The 20,599-nt window shown below is 49.8% G+C and carries 10 protein-coding genes; 7 read left to right on the top strand and 3 right to left on the bottom strand.

Annotated elements, in window-relative coordinates:
- Positions 1-922: 922 nt before the first annotated feature.
- The 4 genes from GU926_RS14310 (at position 923) to GU926_RS14295 (ending at position 10,802) form a co-directional block, all read left to right on the top strand.
- Complete coding sequence (locus tag GU926_RS14310; protein ID WP_160693065.1) at positions 923-6,697, top strand: ice-binding family protein; 5,775 nt, start codon at positions 923-925, stop codon at positions 6,695-6,697.
- A gap of 24 nt (positions 6,698-6,721) precedes the next feature.
- On the top strand, positions 6,722-7,666 hold the full coding sequence (locus tag GU926_RS14305; protein WP_160693063.1) for a PorP/SprF family type IX secretion system membrane protein: 945 nt from the start codon (positions 6,722-6,724) through the stop codon (positions 7,664-7,666).
- A 26-nt stretch (positions 7,667-7,692) separates the two neighbouring features.
- Complete coding sequence (locus GU926_RS14300) at positions 7,693-9,723, top strand: OmpA family protein (protein WP_160693061.1); 2,031 nt, start codon at positions 7,693-7,695, stop codon at positions 9,721-9,723.
- A 386-nt stretch (positions 9,724-10,109) separates the two neighbouring features.
- Positions 10,110-10,802, top strand: coding sequence for a LuxR C-terminal-related transcriptional regulator (locus GU926_RS14295; RefSeq protein ID WP_160693059.1), 693 nt, complete (start codon positions 10,110-10,112; stop codon positions 10,800-10,802).
- A gap of 42 nt (positions 10,803-10,844) precedes the next feature.
- On the opposite strand, the gene GU926_RS14290 is transcribed toward GU926_RS14295, so the two are convergent.
- The 3 genes from GU926_RS14290 to GU926_RS14280 all read right to left on the bottom strand — a co-directional run bounded on the left by GU926_RS14290 (position 10,845) and on the right by GU926_RS14280 (position 15,942).
- The gene (locus GU926_RS14290; protein WP_160693057.1) at positions 10,845-11,900 is read right to left on the bottom strand and encodes an aldose epimerase family protein; all 1,056 of its coding nucleotides are present in this window, start codon (positions 11,898-11,900) and stop codon (positions 10,845-10,847) included.
- A 120-nt stretch (positions 11,901-12,020) separates the two neighbouring features.
- Positions 12,021-14,582, bottom strand: a complete 2,562-nt coding sequence (locus GU926_RS14285) for a cellulase family glycosylhydrolase (RefSeq protein WP_232058339.1) — start codon at positions 14,580-14,582, stop codon at positions 12,021-12,023.
- A gap of 166 nt (positions 14,583-14,748) precedes the next feature.
- Complete coding sequence (locus tag GU926_RS14280) at positions 14,749-15,942, bottom strand: glycoside hydrolase family 53 protein (RefSeq protein WP_160693053.1); 1,194 nt, start codon at positions 15,940-15,942, stop codon at positions 14,749-14,751.
- A gap of 337 nt (positions 15,943-16,279) precedes the next feature.
- Here GU926_RS14280 and GU926_RS14275 point away from each other — a divergent pair, with 337 nt between their 5' ends.
- From GU926_RS14275 to GU926_RS14265, 3 genes are all read left to right on the top strand, one after another.
- Positions 16,280-17,305, top strand: coding sequence for a LacI family DNA-binding transcriptional regulator (locus GU926_RS14275; RefSeq protein ID WP_160693051.1), 1,026 nt, complete (start codon positions 16,280-16,282; stop codon positions 17,303-17,305).
- Between the two features lie 70 nt (positions 17,306-17,375).
- Positions 17,376-19,013: a sodium/sugar symporter gene (locus tag GU926_RS14270; protein WP_160693049.1), complete on the top strand. Its 1,638-nt coding sequence runs from the start codon at positions 17,376-17,378 to the stop codon at positions 19,011-19,013.
- Positions 19,014-19,384: 371 nt separating this feature from the next.
- Entirely contained in the window at positions 19,385-20,545 is a 1,161-nt protein-coding gene (locus tag GU926_RS14265; RefSeq protein ID WP_160693047.1) for a galactokinase, read from the top strand.
- Positions 20,546-20,599 lie beyond the last annotated feature (54 nt).

Here is a 20,599-nt window from a genome sequence, read left to right as displayed (position 1 = left end):
AGACAGAGGCCGTTTTACGTTTAGCAAAAGCATAATCAGGCTACCAACTAGGCGTGTACCGTTTCTCAGACAGGACCAAATCAGCCAAGGCTTGCTGCAAGTTTCTAGTAAGATGAAGCGCTTCCTATGGTAGACTCTAGCCAAGGCATGCGCTACAAAGCCGAAGCTAGTACAAAGACATGGCGCTCATGAAACTCCAGAGCCCATCATTCAACTTGCTCTCAAATAGTCTCTTGAACAGGACTCTCAACAGACTTATCAGTTATCTCTAAGCCAAGAAGGGTCGTTGCTTAAAGGAAAGCTTGGCGCGCTTAAGTGTATTTACCTGAAAATTAACCCTTGCCAAGAATTTTTTTCTCAGGTTTTCGCTAATTTTTTCTCTGGATGCCAATCTGTATTGTTCCGGTTTTAGGCCTTGGTTGTTTTTGGCTTGTTTTCTGGAAAACACCCAAAAAACGGGTCTTGGATACTCCAATATTTTACTTCGTCCAACATGAGTTTTTAGATACTCAGAAGAGCCTGAACAATATCATTTAAAACACATATAAAGGCCAAATGCTGCAAATTTAAATGAGCGGACGCTTAGGCTAATGTATAAATTTAAATAGCTTTTATTCTATATATACCTAAAAATATATAGTTTTTCCTATCTAAAGTTTCCCCATAATATGGAATCTGGGACTAACAGCAAAAATTGTATTTTGCCTATAAAAAATCTAGACAATTACTCCAAAGGTGACTTTTGCAAGGCTTATTTTTGATTACATAAAATCTATTTTAAGGCAGTTGAATAATTCAATTATTCTTTGTGGAATTTTTTTGCCAATTTTGTGTCTTAAGTGTAACCTTTTTTAAATTGCATTTATTAATACTTAACCACTTATAACCCAAGACACTTCTCCATTGTCAAATTGCTTACCGCATGAGAAAACTTCTACTCCTCGCACTTCTCCTTTCTTATTTCACATTTACGGGCCAGGCCCAGACTACGGCTCCAGCCCTAGGCAAAGCCTTTCCGTTTACGGTGCTCGCCAAAACAGGCGTTTCTAGTTCTGGAGATACTAAAATCAACGGAAATGCGGGGGTAGCCCCGAGTGATATTTTCGCAGGCTTTCCGCCGGGTATTGTGATTGGTACTAAAGAAATCAACACGCCTAACGCCATTGCGGCACAGGCTGACTTGGTTCTTGCCTACAACCAGGCAGCCGGCCAGACACCTACTCAAACTCTAACAGGTCAAGACTTGGGAGGCAAGGTACTTACGCCAGGCGTCTACCGCTTTGAAGGCGATGCCAATCTGACAGGCAACCTTGTCCTAGACAATGGCGGCAATCCAAATGCTGTTTTCATTTTCCAGGTAAAAGGAAACCTCAAGATAAACTCCTTTGCGAAAGTAGAGCTCTTAGAGGGAGGAGCGCAACCACGCATCAAGAGCATCTTCTGGCAAGTGGCAGGCAATACCAACATAGGGTCTTTCTCTACCTTTAGAGGTACGCTCTTGGCCCAGGGAGACATCATGGCCGGTAGTAGTGCCGCTGTCTTCGGCCGCTTATTGACGCATGGTGGTGGCATTAGCTTACTCAGCAATAACATTACCATTCCTACCGATTTGGAAGTCACCATGACTAAATCACCGGGAGATTCAAAAGGCAATTACTATGTGGGGAATATAGTTAAGTATACAGTTTACGCCAAAAACAACGGACCTATTGATGAGTCTAACGTTCGCGTGGCTTTCCAAAACACAGGTCTTACCCTAGTGAGCACAGGCACCCTGCCGGCTGGTACCAGCTATACCGATAATACTAAGCAGTGGAACATCCCTAGCTTAGCCAACGGTGCCACATATACTTTTGAGATTAGTTACCGCATTAATAATGATGCCCTTGCTAACCTGGTAAATACAGCCACCATTCAAGGTGACGGTCTGGATGAGGTACGCGAGAACAACGAGTACACGGTAACCCTTTGCGTGGCCCCAGCTGACCCAACTGAAATCACGGGCCCTGCTGCCGTCTGCGTTGACACGGAGCAAACCTACAGCGTTACCAACATCAAAGTGGCCACTCAGTACAACTGGACTATTCCAGATGGCTGGAGAATTGTAGGAAGCTCCTCAGGATCTTCCATTAAAGTGCTTGCCGGTCCAAACGGAGGTAATATCACAGTAACAGCGGGTAATACCTGCGGTTTGAGCGCCCCAGTGAGCAAATCTGTGATTGTAACTACCAGCCCGTCGCCGGCCCCTGGTGCCATTACGGCTAGCAATGGTTCTAGCAACCCATGTTCCGGCACCCAGAATGTAAAGTATACCGTTGCCGCTATTCCTAATGCCTCTACTTATAACTGGACCTTGCCTTCTGGCTGGGTAATTACGGCTGGTGCCGGTACTAACTCTATCACGGTTACCGTAGGTTCTGGCTCTGGAGACATTACGGTAAGAGCCGTAAACCCTTGCGGACCTAGTGAGCCAAGCGTTTTGAAAGTTTTGGCTTCTTCTTCGGCCCCTACGGCTCCTCCTACTATCATTGGTAGCAACTTCCCTTGTGCTGGCGTGACTACAGAATATAGCGTGTCAGCTGAAACAGGCGCCACGTACTTCAACTGGACCTTGCCTACCGGCTGGAAAATTGTGGAAGGCGCAGGCACCAACACTATTAAAGTGGAAGTTGGTTCTGGAGCCGGTTCTATCACTGTTTCCGGCATCAACGGTTGCGGTACCAGCAGCACCACTTCTTTAGCGGTAACGCCAACAGCCAATACAGCTCCTTCTATCATTGACGGCCCGCTTACGCCATGCGCATCGCCTACCGGTGAGGTGTACACCTACACCGTTGGCGCCGTGCCAGGTGCTTCCAGCTATTTCTGGAAAGTAGCCGGCGGTCTTTCTATTGTAGAAGGACAAGGTTCTGCTTCGGTTAAGATTAGAGTAACCAGCTCAGTTGTAAGTGGTACGCTTACTGTAAGCGCCCTGAACACCTGCGGTCAAAGCGCGGAGAAGAGCATCACCATCTCTCCTTTGAACAAGCCAGCTCGTCCTAGCGAAATCACCACTACTACTACCATGCCATGCGCTGGAGACCAGAACCTTCGTTTCTCTATCTCTCCAGTAGCCGGTGCTACTTCTTACGCATGGACTTTCCCAACGGGTTGGGTCATCTCAGGTGCCTCTGACGGAACCACCGTTACTGTTAGAGCCGGTAGCACTGCTGGCAACGTAACCGTGGCCGCCATCAATTCATGCGGCGCCGGAATAGAAAGAACCTTAGCCGTAACTCCAACGCTGAACGCCCCAGAGAAACCTCTGTCATTGGCAGGTAGCACCAGCCTTTGCGTAACAGACAAAGAAGTGGTTTACACCATTGCCACCGGCACAGATGCAACTGGATACAGATGGGAAGTTCCAGCCAACTGGACCATTGTTTCTGGTCAGGGCACTACCACTTTGAAGGTAAACCCAGCCAATACCAACGGTTCTGTAAAAGTATTTGCCTTGAACAACTGCGGTGAAAGCGTTGCTGCTTCCTTAGCTGTCATTGTTTCTACAGCACCTACCCCGGCTCCTGGTTTCATCACTACCAGCCCGATTGCTCCATGTATCAACCAACAGAACGTTTCTTTCTCAGTTGATCCAATCTTTGGTGCTACTGCTTATGAGTGGACCGTAACCGGTGACTGGACTATCACCGCCGGTCAAGGTTCTACTACTATTAAAGTAACCATCGGTTCAGGCCCAGGAACTGTCTCTGTTAAAGCCAGAAACGGTTGTGGTTTAAGTGAAGCCAGCAGCACTACTATTCAACCTGCCACTACTCCTCCAGCCACTCCAGTAACCGTAGTGGGCCGTACGGCTGTCTGCGAACTGGAAAGCAACGTTACCTACACCGTTACGGGCATGACCAACGTGACCGGTTATACCTGGACTATCACCGGGGGCAACGACTGGAGCATCACTTCTGGTCAAGGAACGGCTTCTATCAAAGTAAAAGCAGGGGTTGCCCCGGCAGAAATCTCTGTAGTGGCCACTAACAACTGCGGTCAGAGCTCAGCCAAAGTGATTCAGGTAGTAACCAGCAAGGTTGCTCCAGGAGCACCGGGTGCCATCTCTGGTTCAGTGAACGTGTGCGCCGGCAATGAAAGCGTAGAATACTCAGTGGCCGCTGTTACAGGTGCTACTTCTTACATCTGGACTCTGCCTACTGGCTGGACATACACCCAGAGCGCTGCTGGTAATTCTATCTCCGTGAAAGTAGGTAGCACCAGCGGAAAGATTAAAGTAAGAGCAGTAAACGGTTGCGGTGAAAGCACTGAAAGCGAAATTACGGTGGCTCCTACTACAGGTACCCCGCCAAAGCCAGGCAACATTCTGGCTGGCACAACAGCGGTGTGTGAGGCTGAGCAAGGTGTTTCTTACATTGTTCCTCCAGTAAACGGCGCTTCTTCTTATAACTGGACCGTACCTGCTGACTGGACCATTACTTCAGGACAAGGTACCACCACCATTTCGGTGACAGTAGGTAAAGCCGCTGGCAACATTTCTGTAACGGCCGTGAACAACTGCGGAAACAGCGCCGCCAGCACCTTGGCAGTGAAACCAAACATCATTCCATCTAAACCACTTGCCATTGCCGGCGAGGCCCTACCTTGCAGCGGCAGCACTGGTACCAAATACGTAGTACCAACCATGCCAGGCGCTACATCTTACGTGTGGACCCTTCCTTTAGGCTGGACCATTACATCTGGCGAAGGAACGAACAGTATCACCGTAAAAACTGGCACTACTGCTGGAGAAATTACTGTAAGAGCTGGAAACGAGTGTGGTTTCAGTGAGGCTGCCGTTCTTGAAGTGAAAACTACCAGCACTGCTCCTACTGCTCCGCTTGCCATTACAGGTAACCAGGTAGTCTGCGCCGGCGAGACAGAAGTAGAATACAAAGTAGACGCCATTGCCAATACTTCTAGCTACAACTGGACCTTGCCATCTGGCTGGTTGATTCTAACCGGGCAAGGTACTACCCGCATCACGGTTCAACCATCTTCTACTGCCGGTAACATCTCTGTCATTGCAGCCAACGGTTGCGGTGTGAGCACAGCCAGCACCTTGGGAGTTCAAGTAACGGGTGTTATTCCTCCGGCTCCAACCACCATTACTGGTGCACAGGCACCATGTGTGAACACTACAGGCATTGTGTATACGGTAGGTACCGTTTCTGGCGCCACCAGATACACTTGGGAAGTACCAGCGGGCTGGACTATTACTTCGGGCCAGGGAACTACCTCTATCACGGTGACTACAGGTACAGAAGGTGGTGCCATCTCTGTCATGTCAGGTAACGGTTGTGGAAACAGCGCTGCTAAAACCATAGCTGTCATCACAAACACTGCTCCGGCAAAACCACAAACCATTACTGGTCTGGTGAATGCTTGCTTTGGCTCTACAAATGTTACGTACAGCGTACCAGCCATCACAGGTGCCACTGGATATTTATGGAAGGCGCCAGCAGGCTGGATCATTACTTCCGGTCAAAACAGCAACACCATTAAGGTAACTGTAGGAGATAAAAACGGAGAGATCTCAGTAATAGCTCAAAACCAATGCGGAAACAGTGAAACCACTACGCTTGCCGTTACAACTTCACTTTCTCCATCACCAGCGCCAGGTGCCATCACCAGCGACGCGGTTAAACTGATCTGTCAGAACGCACCAGGTTTAGTGTACACCATTGATGCCATCAGCACTGCCAACTCGTACACCTGGACCGTACCTACAGGCTGGACTATCACGGCCGGTCAGGGAACTACTTCTATCACCGTTACCTCAGGCACCAAGTCTGGTAGCATCAGCGTGAAAGCAGTAAACGGTTGCGGCGAGAGTGACGCCAGCACCTTAGCAGTTTCTGTAAATGAGGAGCAACAGGCCCAGTTGGGAGACATCTTAGGAGCTACCAACCTCTGTAGCAATGAAAAAGGCCTGGTATATACAGTGGCCGCCATTGAAGGAGCTACTGAATACATCTGGACACTGCCAGCAGACACAGACTGGAAGATTGAATCTGGACAGGGCACTAACTCTATCACGTTAACCTCTGGCAGAAAAGAAGCCTTGTTAACCGTGGTAGCCAAGAACACCTGCTCTACCAGTGCGCCAAGAACCAAGTTGTTAACACCATACCCTGCTCCAACTGCCCCTACCGCCATCAATCAGGTTGGTAAATGCGGTCAGCTAGAATTCACGGTAGTAGGTGGAGATGCGGTTTCTTATAACTGGGAGTTGCCAAAAGGATGGACATTTACGAGCGGCCAAGGCACTAACCGTATTCTGGTGTCTGCACCACAAGGCGGTTTCAACGGTACCGTATTTGTAACGGCCAACAACAACAATGGCTGTAGCAGTGATCCAATCTCAGTAATCGCTAACCCAGCAGCCGCACAGGCTCAGCTTGACTTCTCTAACGCGCTTACTCCAAACGGTGACGGCATCAACGACACCTGGAAGATTAAGAACATTGAAAGCTATCCAGAGAATGAACTGGTGATTATGAACCGTTGGGGTTCAGAAGTATATCGCACCAAAGGATACCAGAACACCTGGAACGGCGGTGAGCTCAGCGAGGGCACTTATTTCTATGTGCTGAAGGTGAAAATGTGCGATGGCACTATGAAGTCAACACCTGGATATATGATGATCATACGGTAATACACGAAAGGAAAATCAGCAGATATGAAAAAGATACTTTTACCATTGCTACTCTTCTGGGCCTACACTGCTAGCGCCCAGCAGAGTGCATACTACACACAGTACATTTTTAACGGCTTGGCTATCAACCCTGCCTATGCAGGAAGCAAAGGCCTTATCAATGTAAACGGCTTGTTCAGAAGCCAGTGGACCGGCGTTCCTGGAGCACCCAGAACGCAGACCCTGGCGGCGGACGGTTCTTACAATGAAACGGTAGGCCTGGGCATTCAGGTAATGAATGACCAGATTGGAGCGCAAGGCCAGAAGAGCATCATGGCCAGTACTTCTGTTAAAATCAAAGTTGGCGTAAAATCAAAGCTGGCCTTTGGTCTGGCTGCGGGTGCTGCCCAGCATTACGTGGACGGCACCAAGCTCCGCTTGATGGATCCTGAGTTGGACCCTTCTGTTCCGCTTACCAAAGAGACCAAGATCTTACCAGATGCCAAAGCCGGTTTATTCTTTAACACAGACAGGTTCTTTGCGGGTATCTCAGCTGCCAACCTAGTGCCTTCTTCTAAAGATTTCGCCTTTTCACCAGACCGTCATTACTTCTTAACCGCTGGTTACCTGTTTGACATTAGCCGCATTGTTAGGTTCAAGCCAAGCTTCCTGGTGAAAGAAGACTTCAAGAGCCCTACCAACATAGACCTGAACGCCTTCTTCTTGTTTGGTGACAGAATCTGGCTGGGTGGTACCTACCGTCGCTCTATGCAACTGCTCGCTTCTAAGAACGGCGAAGAGGCACCTGCCTCTACAGAGAACGCCTGGGCCTGGATGACAGAGATTTACGTGACCCCTAAAATAAAAATAGGGTATGCCAATGACCTGTCTTTGAACAGCTTTAAAGGGCACGCTACCCATGAATTCTCTGTAGGACTTTTGTTCTACAAGAAAGATGATACTCCTTCATTAACTATTCGTCATTTTTAGGCGGGGGGCAACCTTCGTAATCATCCATGAAGTACCGTATATTACCTATTCTCCTTGCGCTGCCCGCTCTGTTGTTTTTCTCACAGGGGGCCCAGGCTCAAAAGAAAGAGCTTAAGAAAGCAGAACTCTATTATCAGAACATGGAGTATGCCCTGGCTATTCAGACCTATAAAGAGGCCTTGAAACAGCAGGAGCCATCACTTCCTATCGTGACCCGTGTAGCAGACTCATATCGTAGACTCAACAATGCCAAAGAAGCGGAGTTCTGGTATTCCCAGATGCTGGCATTCCCGGACTACAGCCCGCAGGACCTGATCCATTACGGTGATGCGGCCCGTATGAACGGCAACTATGCAAAAGCCAAGCAATTGTATATGGACTATGCAGAACTGGTGCCTGACTCTACGGCCAAGGCCATGAAGCTGATCTCCATTACAGAGAATGCCCAGAACTGGATGGCCAGACCAAGATCCTTTGCCTTGTCTAACCTTTCTGGTCTTAACTCTGGCAACACAGACTTCGGACCGGCGTTCTACAAAGGTGGTATCGTATTCACCTCAGACCGCCAGGACTTCAGAAACAACACCATAGTGTCTGGCTGGACGGGCAAACCCAACACGGCTTTGTACTACAGCAAGCGTGATACGGCAGACAACTTCTTATTGCCAGAAGTACTTCCTGCTCCCCTGCTGAATGACTACCAGAATGGCTCTGCTATCTTCTCAGCAGACAACCAGACAGTCTATTTCACAAGGGTAAACCAGTTGAAGCGCAAGAGTAAGACGGCTAACCCGGATCCTTTCAGCTGGATCAGCTTTGCCGCTCCTTCTGACTACGTGAACCGTTTGGAGTTGTACATCTCTAAAAAAGAAGGTGAAATCTGGAGTGAGCCAGAGCCATTCCCGTTCAACAACCCAGGCCAGTACTCGGTGGGTCACCCTGCCTTGTCCATCACTGGTGATACGCTTTACTTTGCCTCAGACATGCCTGGCACCCTGGGAAGCACTGATATCTTCTACACGGTAAAACAGCTCAACAGCATTACCACCAGAAACAGCAAAGGCGAAGAAGTAGTGGAAGTACACACTTTCTGGTCTAAGCCTGTGAACGCTGGCAACGTGATCAACACCCCGGGCAGAGAGCTTTTCCCTACGGTAGACGCCCTTACTGGCAGATTGTTCTTCTCTTCAGACGGACACCAAGGCATGGGCGGGCTAGATGTTTTCTCTGCAGAAGGAGCAGGTGACGCCTGGTCAAACGTACAGAACATGAAGTACCCGTTGAACTCTTCGGCAGATGATTTCAGCATTCTGTTTGAGAAGAAAGACGCTGGCTTCATTTCCTCTAACCGTGAAAGTATGGACGGTTCTGATGACATCTATACGTTCAACTACTTCCCGCAGCCGTGTAAACTGGCCGGTAAGACCTTTGAGAAAGTACAGGAAAGCCCTGGCGTGTTCAAAGAACTGCCGGTGGGCAACGTGAAGGTTGCCTTGTATAAGATTGGTGACACTACCGCTGTGGTAACCTACTCAGATGCCAACGGTAACTTCTCCTTTGACATCTTTGACGGAACCAAGTACAACATCAAGGCTACCAAAGTAAACTACCTTACGCGTTCTGCCATCATTACGCCAGAGTGTGAGTCTATTGTAGACATGGTACGTTTGGGCTTAGTCTTGAACCGTGATGCCATCAACAAGCCAATCTTGGTAGAGAACATCTACTATGACCTGGACAAGCATGATATTAGACCAGACGCGGCTCTGGAACTTGATAAATTGGTGCAGACCTTGATTGACAACCCTAACATTAAGATAGAGTTGAGCTCTCACACTGATAGCCGTCAGACAGATGCCTATAACAACTTGCTGTCTCAGAGACGTGCCCAGGCTGCGGTGAACTACATAGTTTCTAAAGGCATTGCCGCCGACAGACTGGTAGCCAAAGGATACGGCGAGACTCGTCTGCTGAACCGTTGCAAAGACGGCGTTTCCTGCTCAGAAGAAGAACACCAATTGAACCGTAGAACAGAGTTTAAAATCTTGAAAAAGTAAACTCGGTTGTACCTATCAACTTCAAAAGCCCGCCTCTACCACAGAGGCGGGCTTTTCTTTTAAAGGCCAGATGCCTGTCAATGCACCAATTCCAGATTATCAGGAACCCATTGCCTTGAGAGCAGGCCTGTCAGCGCTCCTTGGCACCCTCCCAGAATTTATCTACCTTAGAACAAACTCATCGTTCCTGGTTTTCAGACCGCTTGCTTACGCACCGTGAACCGGAAACATTCACTTGGCAACGGAGGCCTTCGCTCAAAATCTGGCAACTCAACCACTCTCCTATAGGTTGACCGAAGGTTTCGCCAACAATTTCTTAGGCTTACCGCTTACTTTTTGATTTCTGCTACTATAAAGTAGTAAGATTCTTATCTAACCAACGCAGAATGGAGAAACAACCAGAATCAGAAATAGACCGCAGGATAGCGGAGAAGATTGCTGAGATAGCGGCTGTTGCAGATCACCTACCGGGTGTTGTGGTAATACATAATATCAAAAAAGGGCTAAGCGTAGAGTACATGTCTCCCAGGGGACTTCGGCTTTTGGGCATTACGTTGGAAGAACTGAAATGCATTGGCCCGCAGTTCTATGAGCGCTTCTTCAACCAGGAGGCAACAGATGACTTCATTCCCAAGCTGATCAACGGCCTGCTGGAGCGAAATGATGACGAGGAAATCATCTCCTTTTTTGAGCAGGTGAAATTCAAAGACTCAGAAGAATGGGTCTGGCACCTGAGCACGCTTAAGATTCTGATGCGCGACGAGGAAGGTTCTCCCCTGCTCACCATCACCATTGCCATCAAGGTAGAACCAGACACCCACATCACGCCCAAGGTGAACCGCCTGCTGGATGAGAGCAAGTTCCTGCGGGAGAACGTGCAGGCCTTCGCGCAACTGGGAAAGCGGGAACAGGAAATCCTGAAAATGGTGGTACTAGGCAAGAGCTCCACAGAGATTGCCGAAGAACTCTTCATTTCTGAGAAAACCGTTAACACCCATCGCCGCAACCTCAAGGTGAAACTACGCGTGCACTCTCATTATGAGCTGTCTCAGTTTGCCCGCGCCTTTGACCTGATCTAGCGTTTTTGGGCTGTTTTCCAGGAAATAGCCCAAAAACGGAGTTTACTCATCCTGGCACACATAGAACCGGTAAATAGTTTTCTGGTGGTACTTCTGGCCGGGCTCCAGAATAGTGTTGGGGAAACATGGCTGGTTAGGCGAATCTGGGAAATGCTGCGTCTCTAGGCAGAACCCGTAGTGCCGTTTGTACACCACGCCTCCGTGGCCACGCAAGGTGCCATCCAGAAAATTACCGGAATAGAACTGAATGCCCGGCTCTGTGGTACAGACTTCCAAACACCTGCCAGAGACAGGCTCCTCAACCGTGGCGGCGCGTTTCAAATGCCGGCCCGCTTCTTTCAACACGTAGGTATGGTCGTAGCCGCCGGGCACCTGGTCTATGCGAGCACCCATGGCCACCGGCGTCTGAAAATCCATGGGCGTGTCTTCTACGGTGGGCAGTTCACCGGTGGGGATAAGGGATTCAGATACTTTTACGTAGCGGTCTGCGGCAATGGTCAGCACATGGTCTAAGGCATCCTGTGCCATGCCCCCCGCAAGGTTGAAATAGGAATGGTTGGTCAGGTTGATGGGTGTGGCTTGGTCTGTGGTGGCCTGGTAGTCTATCACCAGTTCGTTTTGGGGAGTGAGGATATACAAAACCGTGACCTGCACCGTGCCTGGATAGCCTTCCTCGCCGTCTGGGCTGGTATACTTCAGTCTGAGGCCATTCTGGGCAGGCTGTTCTTCCACGTGCCAGTACACCTTGTCAAAGCCTTTGATGCCGCCGTGCAAATGGTTCTCCCCGTTGTTGGTGGCCAGTTGGTATTCTTGCCCGTTCAGTTGAAATCTCCCCTTATCAATGCGGTTGCCAAAGCGGCCAATGATGGCTCCAAAATAAGGCTGATTGGCAAGGTAAGCCTCGTTGGTATAATCCGCCAGATCATTGAAGCCCAATACCACTTCCCCCAACCTGCCGTATTTGTCTGGTGTTAAGATGGAGGTGATGGTGCCCCCATAATTGCTGATGGTGACCCGCATGCCTTGCTGGTTCTGCAAGGTGTAGGACCGTTTTTCTGTGATAGGGGCTTGTTGGGGAGAGCTATTGGTATTTTCCATAATCATTGAGTAAAGGCCGCCCGCCTAAGCAGGCTATTCTATTACTATTTCTACGGAGGCGGTCTCGTTTTTGGTCTGTTTTCTGGAAAACAGACCAAAAACGAGACCTAGCCCATTCTCTTATTTTTTCTCCAGCCAGACAGACTCAATCTCAAAGCCATAAGCCCGCGTGGTTTTGCTAGTCAGGTCTCCCAACGAAATCTGCAGTTTCTCCACGTCTTCAAGACGGAAGTCCTGTGAGCCTTTACCGCTGAACCAGAAAGGATGGAAGCCCGGATAGGGCCTTGGCAGCAGCATAAAGACACTTGGCTGCAGGCTGCTCAAAGGAATCTCAATGTCCTGGAACGTGGTCTTAGCCGACACCAGCGCCGCAAACGCAGTGCCTTGGTGGGTTAACAGATTCACCTTTACAGGCAGCGCCGCACCAGTGGTAGACCTCACCCGAATCACCAGCTTCTCAAAATCCCCTAGCTCAGATGGCCGGCCTTGCAGCTTGTCTCCAATATAGTGTTGCAGCCCCATGGTTTGTTCCTCGGGTAGTTGCGGGGCGGTGAGTTTTAAAATCAACTGACCAGGGTGCTCAGAGGCAATAAGCTGGCGTTCGTCGCTCTTCCAGAGGTTAGGGAAGACGAACAGCTGGCGGTCATGGGTGGCATTGAACAGTTCTAAACGACCATTGGGCGCGGCCACAAAGGTTTGGTAGGTTTCTGAAGTATTCGCGTCCCAGGCCCAAGGGTCTCCTGCTTTGTTTCCCGGAAAAGCCACTTGCTTCTGCCCGTCCTGCACCAGAATTCGGTAAGAAATCTGGCCGGGCGTCAGCGCATCTGTGGGCACTTGGGCGGCAAACTGACCGGCACCCACCGGTTGCATGGGAATGGTTTTGTAAACGCCAGCCTGATTGTTCAGTTGCAGGGTAACCTTGGCCTCTGTCCCGATTCCTACCACTAGGGCGGTTAAGGGAAGGGGTTGGTTGCTGCTCACCTCTTGTAAAGGCTCATGCGTCACGAATACAGTAGAGGCATAGGGCTGCGGCGCCACAAACTCTTCTACGCGCAGATTGCCATAGGCTTTACCACCGGTCCACTTGCTATTCTTCTTTCTACTTAAAATATAGGCCCCGGGGCTTACCTCAAAACTTCCGCCTTTGGCTTTCCCGGTGAACGTGTTGCCTGCGTTCACCGCCTGCACCTCAAAATTCTCCCCTAGTTCTGCCAGCAACACCTGCATGTGCTGGTTCTGCCACTGTATGCGGCTCACCTCCCGGCTCGGGGAGGCTTTGCCAAAGGGATCTCTGATAAAATACGCGTCTGGCATCACCTCCAGGCGCCAAACCCCTTTCTCCAACTTGTCCAGGAAATAGGCACCCGTACCCGTGTATTTAACCACCGGTGAACTGCCTATCCCTGCTACATGCTCTAGCTTGGTCTTATTGATTGGCTGGGTGTGCGTAGAGTTTGAATAATAGAACTCTCGCGCAGTGTTCATCTCGCTCAGACTCTCTTTATAACTCACCCTGAAACTGCCAAACACACTATCTGCCGGATATGAGCCGTAGCTTTTGCGCAGCGGCACCTGATGAAAGGCTTTGCCTGCAATCATCAGGCTTATGGCCTTGGCTGGCGTGAAGGCCAGGTTCAGATAATGTGTCTGGTACTCGGTGTTGCCATAGGCGGTGGCCATGGGGTCATAGGCAAACTGCGTGGCCCATTGAAAACCCGCCGTTCTGAAGCTTCTAGCCATGGCCGGGTACATGTAAGAACCAAGAATATCGGCGGCGTCAAACTCATACACCATCAGGGCTTTGTTCTTAAATGCCGCCAGGGTGTCAAACGGAATGTGGTAGCGGTCTACGTGCGTGAGATAGTTGCCCTGCAAGCTATGATTGGCCATTAAGTTGGTAGGGTACCACTGAAAACTGTAGCCGTCCACGCCGGGCGCCTTTACCACGGCGTCTGCATATTTAGGCGACTCGCTTATGTTGTAGAACAGGGGTTTCTTCCAGCCGGTGTCGCGCACGGCCGCTGCCATGCGGGTCACATACTCTGTGGTGCGCGCCTTGGGTCCCGAGTGCTGGGGCTCGTTGTTGATCTCGGCGGCAATCACGTTGCCATCCTGCTCATAGGTCTGCCTGGTGTAGGGATTTACGTGTTTCAGGAACTGCTTCAGGTAGTTCTCCTGGGCTCTGAAGGCTTCTTCCTCTACCAAGGCCCGCTGCTTCCCATATTTGTGAGAGAAGCCGGGCGTCTTCTCGTCTTTCTGGGGCCAGCCATTTCCCCAGAAGGCAATGGGCGTGATGAGTACCCGTATGTTGCGCTCCTTCAGTTTGTAGACCAGGTAGTCAAACAGCCGCAGGTGCTCATTCTCCAGCAAATTGCCCAGCGAGTCAGAAATCTCCGTATCCCAGACGTGCACCCTAAACGCATTGAACCCCAGCCGCGCCAGATGGTATACGTCTTGGTCAATGGCCTTCTCTGGGTCTACCCCTCGGGCCTTTACAGAACGATAGCCATAGGCAAACGGCACCGTGTAATTCACCCCGAAGAACGTGGCTTCCTGGTTGTTCTTCTTCCAGCGCAGGATTCCTTGGGGATCTACATACACCAGTTCAGGTTCTTTGCCAGAAGTTGTCTGGGCGCTTAATGGTTTCTGAATGAAAAGAGAAATCAGGAACAATGCAAACAAGCCCAACCGCTTTTTTGAGCTGATAACGAGAGTGAAAAAAGAGCGCATATGATACGTCATCGGTTAATTACTAAGAATGTCCTTTCTGCCCATGAGCAGAAAAGTGTTTGTGAAGCCTTGCTTCGTTTTTGACCTGTTTTCTAGAAAACAGGCCAAAAACGAAAGGTTATTTATAGGTGGCAGTCATGTAGTCCATGCCGATGACCGGGTTGCCCATAAAGTCAAACAGCGCCACGTTCTCCCAAGAAGAGCCCGTTCCCCAGAGGTCTTTCATATTGGAGCTAATCCAGGCCGGCTCCCAGTAGACGATGCCTTTTCCGCCGCCGTCTTTCACCTCTTTGGTTAAAGCTTTCATGAAATTCAATTGGCCGGTGGGCGTGTAAGGATATCCCGACAGCGCCGGCTGGCCACCCAATTGGTTAGCGTAGTTGTCGTTCCAGTTGGTAGTCCAGGGATAAGCGGTCTCTAAGAGAATGACGTCTTTGTTAAACTTCTTTCGCCAGGCGGCAATGTTGTCTGAGACTTGAGTAAGTGGTACGGTGGTATGCCACAATGGGTAATATGAAAACCCGATTATGTCAAAATCTGAGACCCCGCCCACACCTGCCACCTGCGAGAACCAATACTCTACATGCTGGGGATTGGCCACGTGCAAGATGACTTTTGATTTAATTGAAGAGCCGGCAGATACGTCACGCACTGCTTTTATACCGCTGTTAATCACTTGCCGCAGGTTGGATAGCTGGTTCATGGAAGCCATCGGAAAACCAGCCGGCGCCTCTGTGTACAGCATCCCGCCGTTGGTTTCGTTGCCTATCTGCACCAGTTCGGGCATGAGGCCTTTGCTGTTTAAATAAGTGAGCGTCTTTTTGGTGTACTGGTAGACAGAATCCTGCAAGACCTGCGGGTCTTTGATGCCTGACCAAGCCGCTGGCACCGTCTGCTTGCCCGGGTCTGCCCACGTATCTGAGTAATGGAAATCCAGCAGCACTGACATTCCCTGGGCTTTGGCTAATCGCATACCTTTCTCCACGTCTGCCAGGTCGCTGTATAGCTGCGTGCCTTCTGCGCCATAAACGTCTTTGGTCCAAGTAGGCGTGTGCCAAAGCCTGAACCGCGCTAACGTGGCACCGTGGTCTTTGAAAATCTTGTAGGGGCTCTGCGTCTGTCCTTTGTCCTGGTATACTCCGCCTTGGTCAAGAATCTGGTTCACATAAGATAAATCAGCCCCGAAGTAAAAGTCAGAAGCAGGTTTGACCACTGGCGCTGGTGCTGGAGCATCTTCCTTGCTGCAACTTGCCAAACCAAGCACTCCTACTGCCCATACTACGGTGGTTTTTAAGTATCTATTCACTGTCATACTTCTGATAGGTAACCTAGGGTTTATTGAGGAATGACGTCGTTTTTTGCCTGTTTCCCAGAAATCAGCCTAAAAACGGTACATGGTTAAGCCTTACGCAATCGATTACGTTGCATAACTAAGAAGTTGTTGCTACATTTCCAAATTATGAAAATCCTGCTCTGCTGCCAAACCCCTGACAGTTCTCATTAGAATAGGCGCTTTAAAGGGTTTTTAAGCAAGTAATCTCTGGTAACCTGGGTGTTATGACAAGACTCCATTTGGTAAGATTTGAAACCGAGGGTGTTGCTTGTGTCATTTTCTTTCTTCTATATTTACGTAATCGATTACGTGACTCATGCCCAGAACCACCATCCATGACATTGCCAAAGCTCTCAACACCTCGGCGGCCACCGTGTCACGGGCGTTGAATGACCATCCCTCTATCAGTGAGGCGACAAAGGTAATGGTGCGGGTCACGGCCAAACAGCTCAATTACCAACAGAACCGCATGGCTAGCTCCTTACGGTCAGGCAAGTCCATGGTCATTGGGGTCATCATTCCGTCTGCCGAGATCAGTTTCTTTGGGTCTGTGATTCATGGCATTGAGGAAGTGGCCAAGGCCAGAGGCTACAATGTGCTGTTGTTCCAATCCAATGAGCGGTATCAGCAAGAAGTACAGGGCATTCAAACCTTGTTGCAGTCTAACGTAGACGGCATCATTGCTTCCATTGCCAAAGAAACCACGCACTACAGCCACTTTCTGGAGGCCAAAAGGCGCAACACGCCCTTGATTCTGTTTGACCGCGCCATTGAGGATTTGGGCGTGTCTACCGTGGTCATTGATGATTACAAAGGTGCGTACATGGCCACCGAACACCTGGTGGAGCAGGGCTACCGACGAATTGCGCACATTGCCGGACCATCACACATCAAGATTTTCCATGAGCGGCTGCGCGGCTACGTAGACGCCCTTTCTGCTAATAAGCTGGTGGTGGATGAGGATTTGATTGTCTACGGCAAAGTCTCCATTGACTCGGGTAGAGAAAGGATGAACCAGTTATTGCAGTTGGACCTGATGCCTGACGCCGTGTTTGCAGTAGAGGACTTCACGGCGCTGGGTGCCTTGCAGGCCATCAAAGAAACCGAGTTCCATCAGCCGGGGCAGATTGGTTTGGTGGGGTTTGCCAATGAGGCGTTCAGCGCGTACATCACCCCCAGCCTTACCACCGTGGACCAACAGACCAATATAATGGGCCGCGAGGCCGCTCAGCTCTTGCTCAACGCTATCACGGGGAATGCCAACACAGAAACTCTTCCCCAGAAAATAGTGCTAGACCCTAAGCTGGTAGTGCGTGATTCCTCCAGGCCACCCGATCAGTAACCTCTCCAATATTAGTATCTTAACACCTTCCACATACCCAAACCAAACTAACAAAAAGCTTTACTACCACATGGGATTACACACCATTGACTACGCTATCTTCTTATTGTACTTCCTGATTGTGTCGGGGTACGGGTACTGGATTTACAAACGCAAGCAAAGCAAGACACTGGATTCTAAGGAATTCTTCTTAGCCGAGGGGTCTTTGACTTGGTGGGCCATTGGCGCATCGTTGATTGCCTCTAACATTTCCGCTGAGCAGTTCATTGGGATGTCGGGTTCTGGTTTTGCCATGGGTCTGGCCATTTCTAGTTATGAGTGGATGGCCTCTGCTACCTTGATTGTGGTGGCTATCTTCTTTATCCCCATTTACCTCAAGAACAAGATTTACACCATGCCGCAGTTCTTGTCACAGCGGTATAACAACGGCGTGGCCACCATCATGGCGGTGTTCTGGCTGTTGGTGTACGTGTTTGTGAACCTGTCCTCTATCTTGTACCTGGGGGCCTTGGCCATACAGACCATCACGGGACTAGACTTTTACTACTGCATGTACGGCATGGCCATCTTCGCCATCTTTATCACGCTGGGTGGCATGAAGGTGATTGGCTACACAGACGTTATACAGGTGTTTGTATTGGTTTTGGGCGGATTGGCAACCACCTACCTGGCCGTAGATTTGGTGTCTGACCAACTAGGCGGCAGCGGCATCTTTGACGGCCTGTCCATCATCCACAGAGAAGCGACAGACCATTTTAGCATGGTAGTTTCTGAAGGCGAAATGATGATCCCAAACGGCCAAGGCGGCACCCGCGATGCGTATGAGTTACTGCCCGGCTTATCTGTGATCTTCGGGTCCATGTGGATTATCAACTTGAGCTACTGGGGCTGCAACCAGTACATTACCCAGCGTGCCTTGGGCGCCGACCTGAACACTGCCCGTAACGGTCTCTTATTCGCGGCTTTCTTAAAATTATTGATGCCCGTGATTGTGGTGTTGCCAGGTATTGCCGCGTACGTGCTGTTTAAAAACGGAGCGTTCCAGCAGGAGATGACCAATGCCGCTGGCCACATTAAACCAGACCACGCCTACCCGGTGTTGTTGGAGCTGTTGCCTATCGGTTTGAGAGGTCTTTCCTTTGCGGCTTTGACGGCCGCCATTGTAGCTTCTTTGGCGGGTAAGGCCAATAGTATCTCTACCATTTTCACGCTAGACATTTACCAAAAATTCTTTAACAAAGATGCCTCTGAGAAACGTTTGGTAGGCATGGGCAGAATTGCCGTGTTGGCATCCTTTATTATTGCCGTGCTGGTAGCGCCTTTGCTACGCAACCTGGACCAGGCCTTTCAATACATTCAGGAATATACGGGCTTCATTTCGCCGGGCGTGTTTGCCATTTTTGCGCTGGGCTTCTTCTGGAAACGCACTACCTCTGCGGCGGCCTTGACGGCGGCACTGTTAACCATTCCGTTATCCATCTTCCTGAAATTCCAGTTTGAGGAAATCCCTTTCATCAACCGGATGGGCATTGTGTTTGGCGTCTTAGCCTTCATCATGATTGTCATGAGTTTATTGGATCCTAGAAGCAAAGACAACCCGAAAGGCCTGGAGATTGACGCTTCCATGTTCAAGACAACCACTTCTTTTGCCGTGTGGTCTATTATAATTTGCGGCATTCTAGCGGCCTTGTATACTGTATTCTGGTAAGAGAGAAGATTCAGGAAGAAGCGTGTTATTATGTATTATGCCATCTTGCCAAGATCTTGTGAGCGAAATGGAAAAGCATTTGAGTTTATGCCTTTCTAGTTTGCCCACAAAATCCTTTCAGGATGACAAAGTGGAGAGGTTTAGCTAAATCTACTTTTCATTTGGGTTCTTCCTTGCCCTTGTTGGTGTTATCACCAACAAGCAGAATAGTACCAGCCCTAAAGTGGAGAGGTGTGGCTACATCTACTTTGCACTTAGGTTCCTACTGGAGAACCTTCCACCAATTACCTTATCAAAATCTGGGCAGATGCGTTAATATAAACGGCGCGTTTGCCCAGATTCTATTTACACCAAGCAAAACAACCTACCCTATGGTGCAAGACATCGTCTCCAAATACAAAGAACTTTACCGCTTAGACCCCGTGGTGGTACGCTCCCCGGGCCGCGTCAACCTTATTGGCGAGCATACGGACTATAACAATGGCTTTGTGCTGCCGGCCGCCATCAACAAAGAGATTTACTTTGCCTTGGCGCCCAACGGTACTAACCTATTCAATGTCTACTCCTATGACCTGGAGGAGACGGCGTCCTTTGACCTGGACAAGATTGAAAAAAGCGACATCCGGTGGGCGAACTACCTGCTGGGCGTCATTGCTCAATTGCAACGGGCGGGTCATACCATTAAAGGCTTTAACCTAGTGTTCGGGGGCGATATTCCCATTGGGGCAGGCTTGTCTTCGTCGGCGGCAGTAGAGTGCGGATTGGCGTATGGATTGAACTACCTGTACGCGCTCAACATTGATAAGCTGGACTTGGTGAAGATGGCCCAGAAAGCCGAGCATGAGTTTGCCGGCGTCATGTGCGGCATCATGGACCAGTTTACCAGCATGTTCGGCAAGTATGACCGCGTGGTAAAACTAGACTGCCGCTCTCTGGACTACCACTATTATGACCTAGACATGCATGATTACCGCATCGTCCTGTTAGACACCCAAGTAAAGCATTCCTTGGCCTCCAGTGAGTACAACACCCGCCGTCAAGAATGTGAGACCGGTGTGGCTATCCTGAATAAGCATTACCCAGAAGTGAACAGTCTACGCGATGCTACTTTAGAGATGTTGGCCCAACACCAATCTGAATTTGACCCGGTGGTCTACAAGCGTTCCAAGTACGTGGTGGAAGAAAACCTGCGCGTAGAAGGCGCCTGTCAGGATTTGGAACGCAAAGACATGGCTGCCTTTGGCGAAAAGATGTTCGCCTCGCACCAGGGCCTGCAACATGACTATGAAGTAAGCTGTCCCGAGCTGGATTTCTTAGCCGACTTAGCCAAGAAGAACGAGGCCGTGTTAGGCGCACGCATGATGGGCGGAGGTTTTGGCGGCTGTACTATTAACTTGGTGAAATTAGACCAGGTAGGCCCTTATATTCAGACGATGGAAGATGCCTATGAACAGCAATTTGGCATTAAGATGAAAGCCTATATTGCCGAGATTGTCAACGGCAGCAGCCTCGTTTCTAGCCCGGTTTCCTGAAAACAGGCCAAGACGCCATCACCATTCACTCATTCCAGCAATCACTCAATCACT

Origin of the sequence: Nibribacter ruber (assembly GCF_009913235.1) — a bacterium.
In the GTDB taxonomy this organism is placed as follows: Bacteria; Bacteroidota; Bacteroidia; order Cytophagales; family Hymenobacteraceae; genus Nibribacter; species Nibribacter ruber.
Note: the sequence above shows the minus strand (reverse complement) of the source record. Positions and strands in the feature narration are given on the sequence as shown.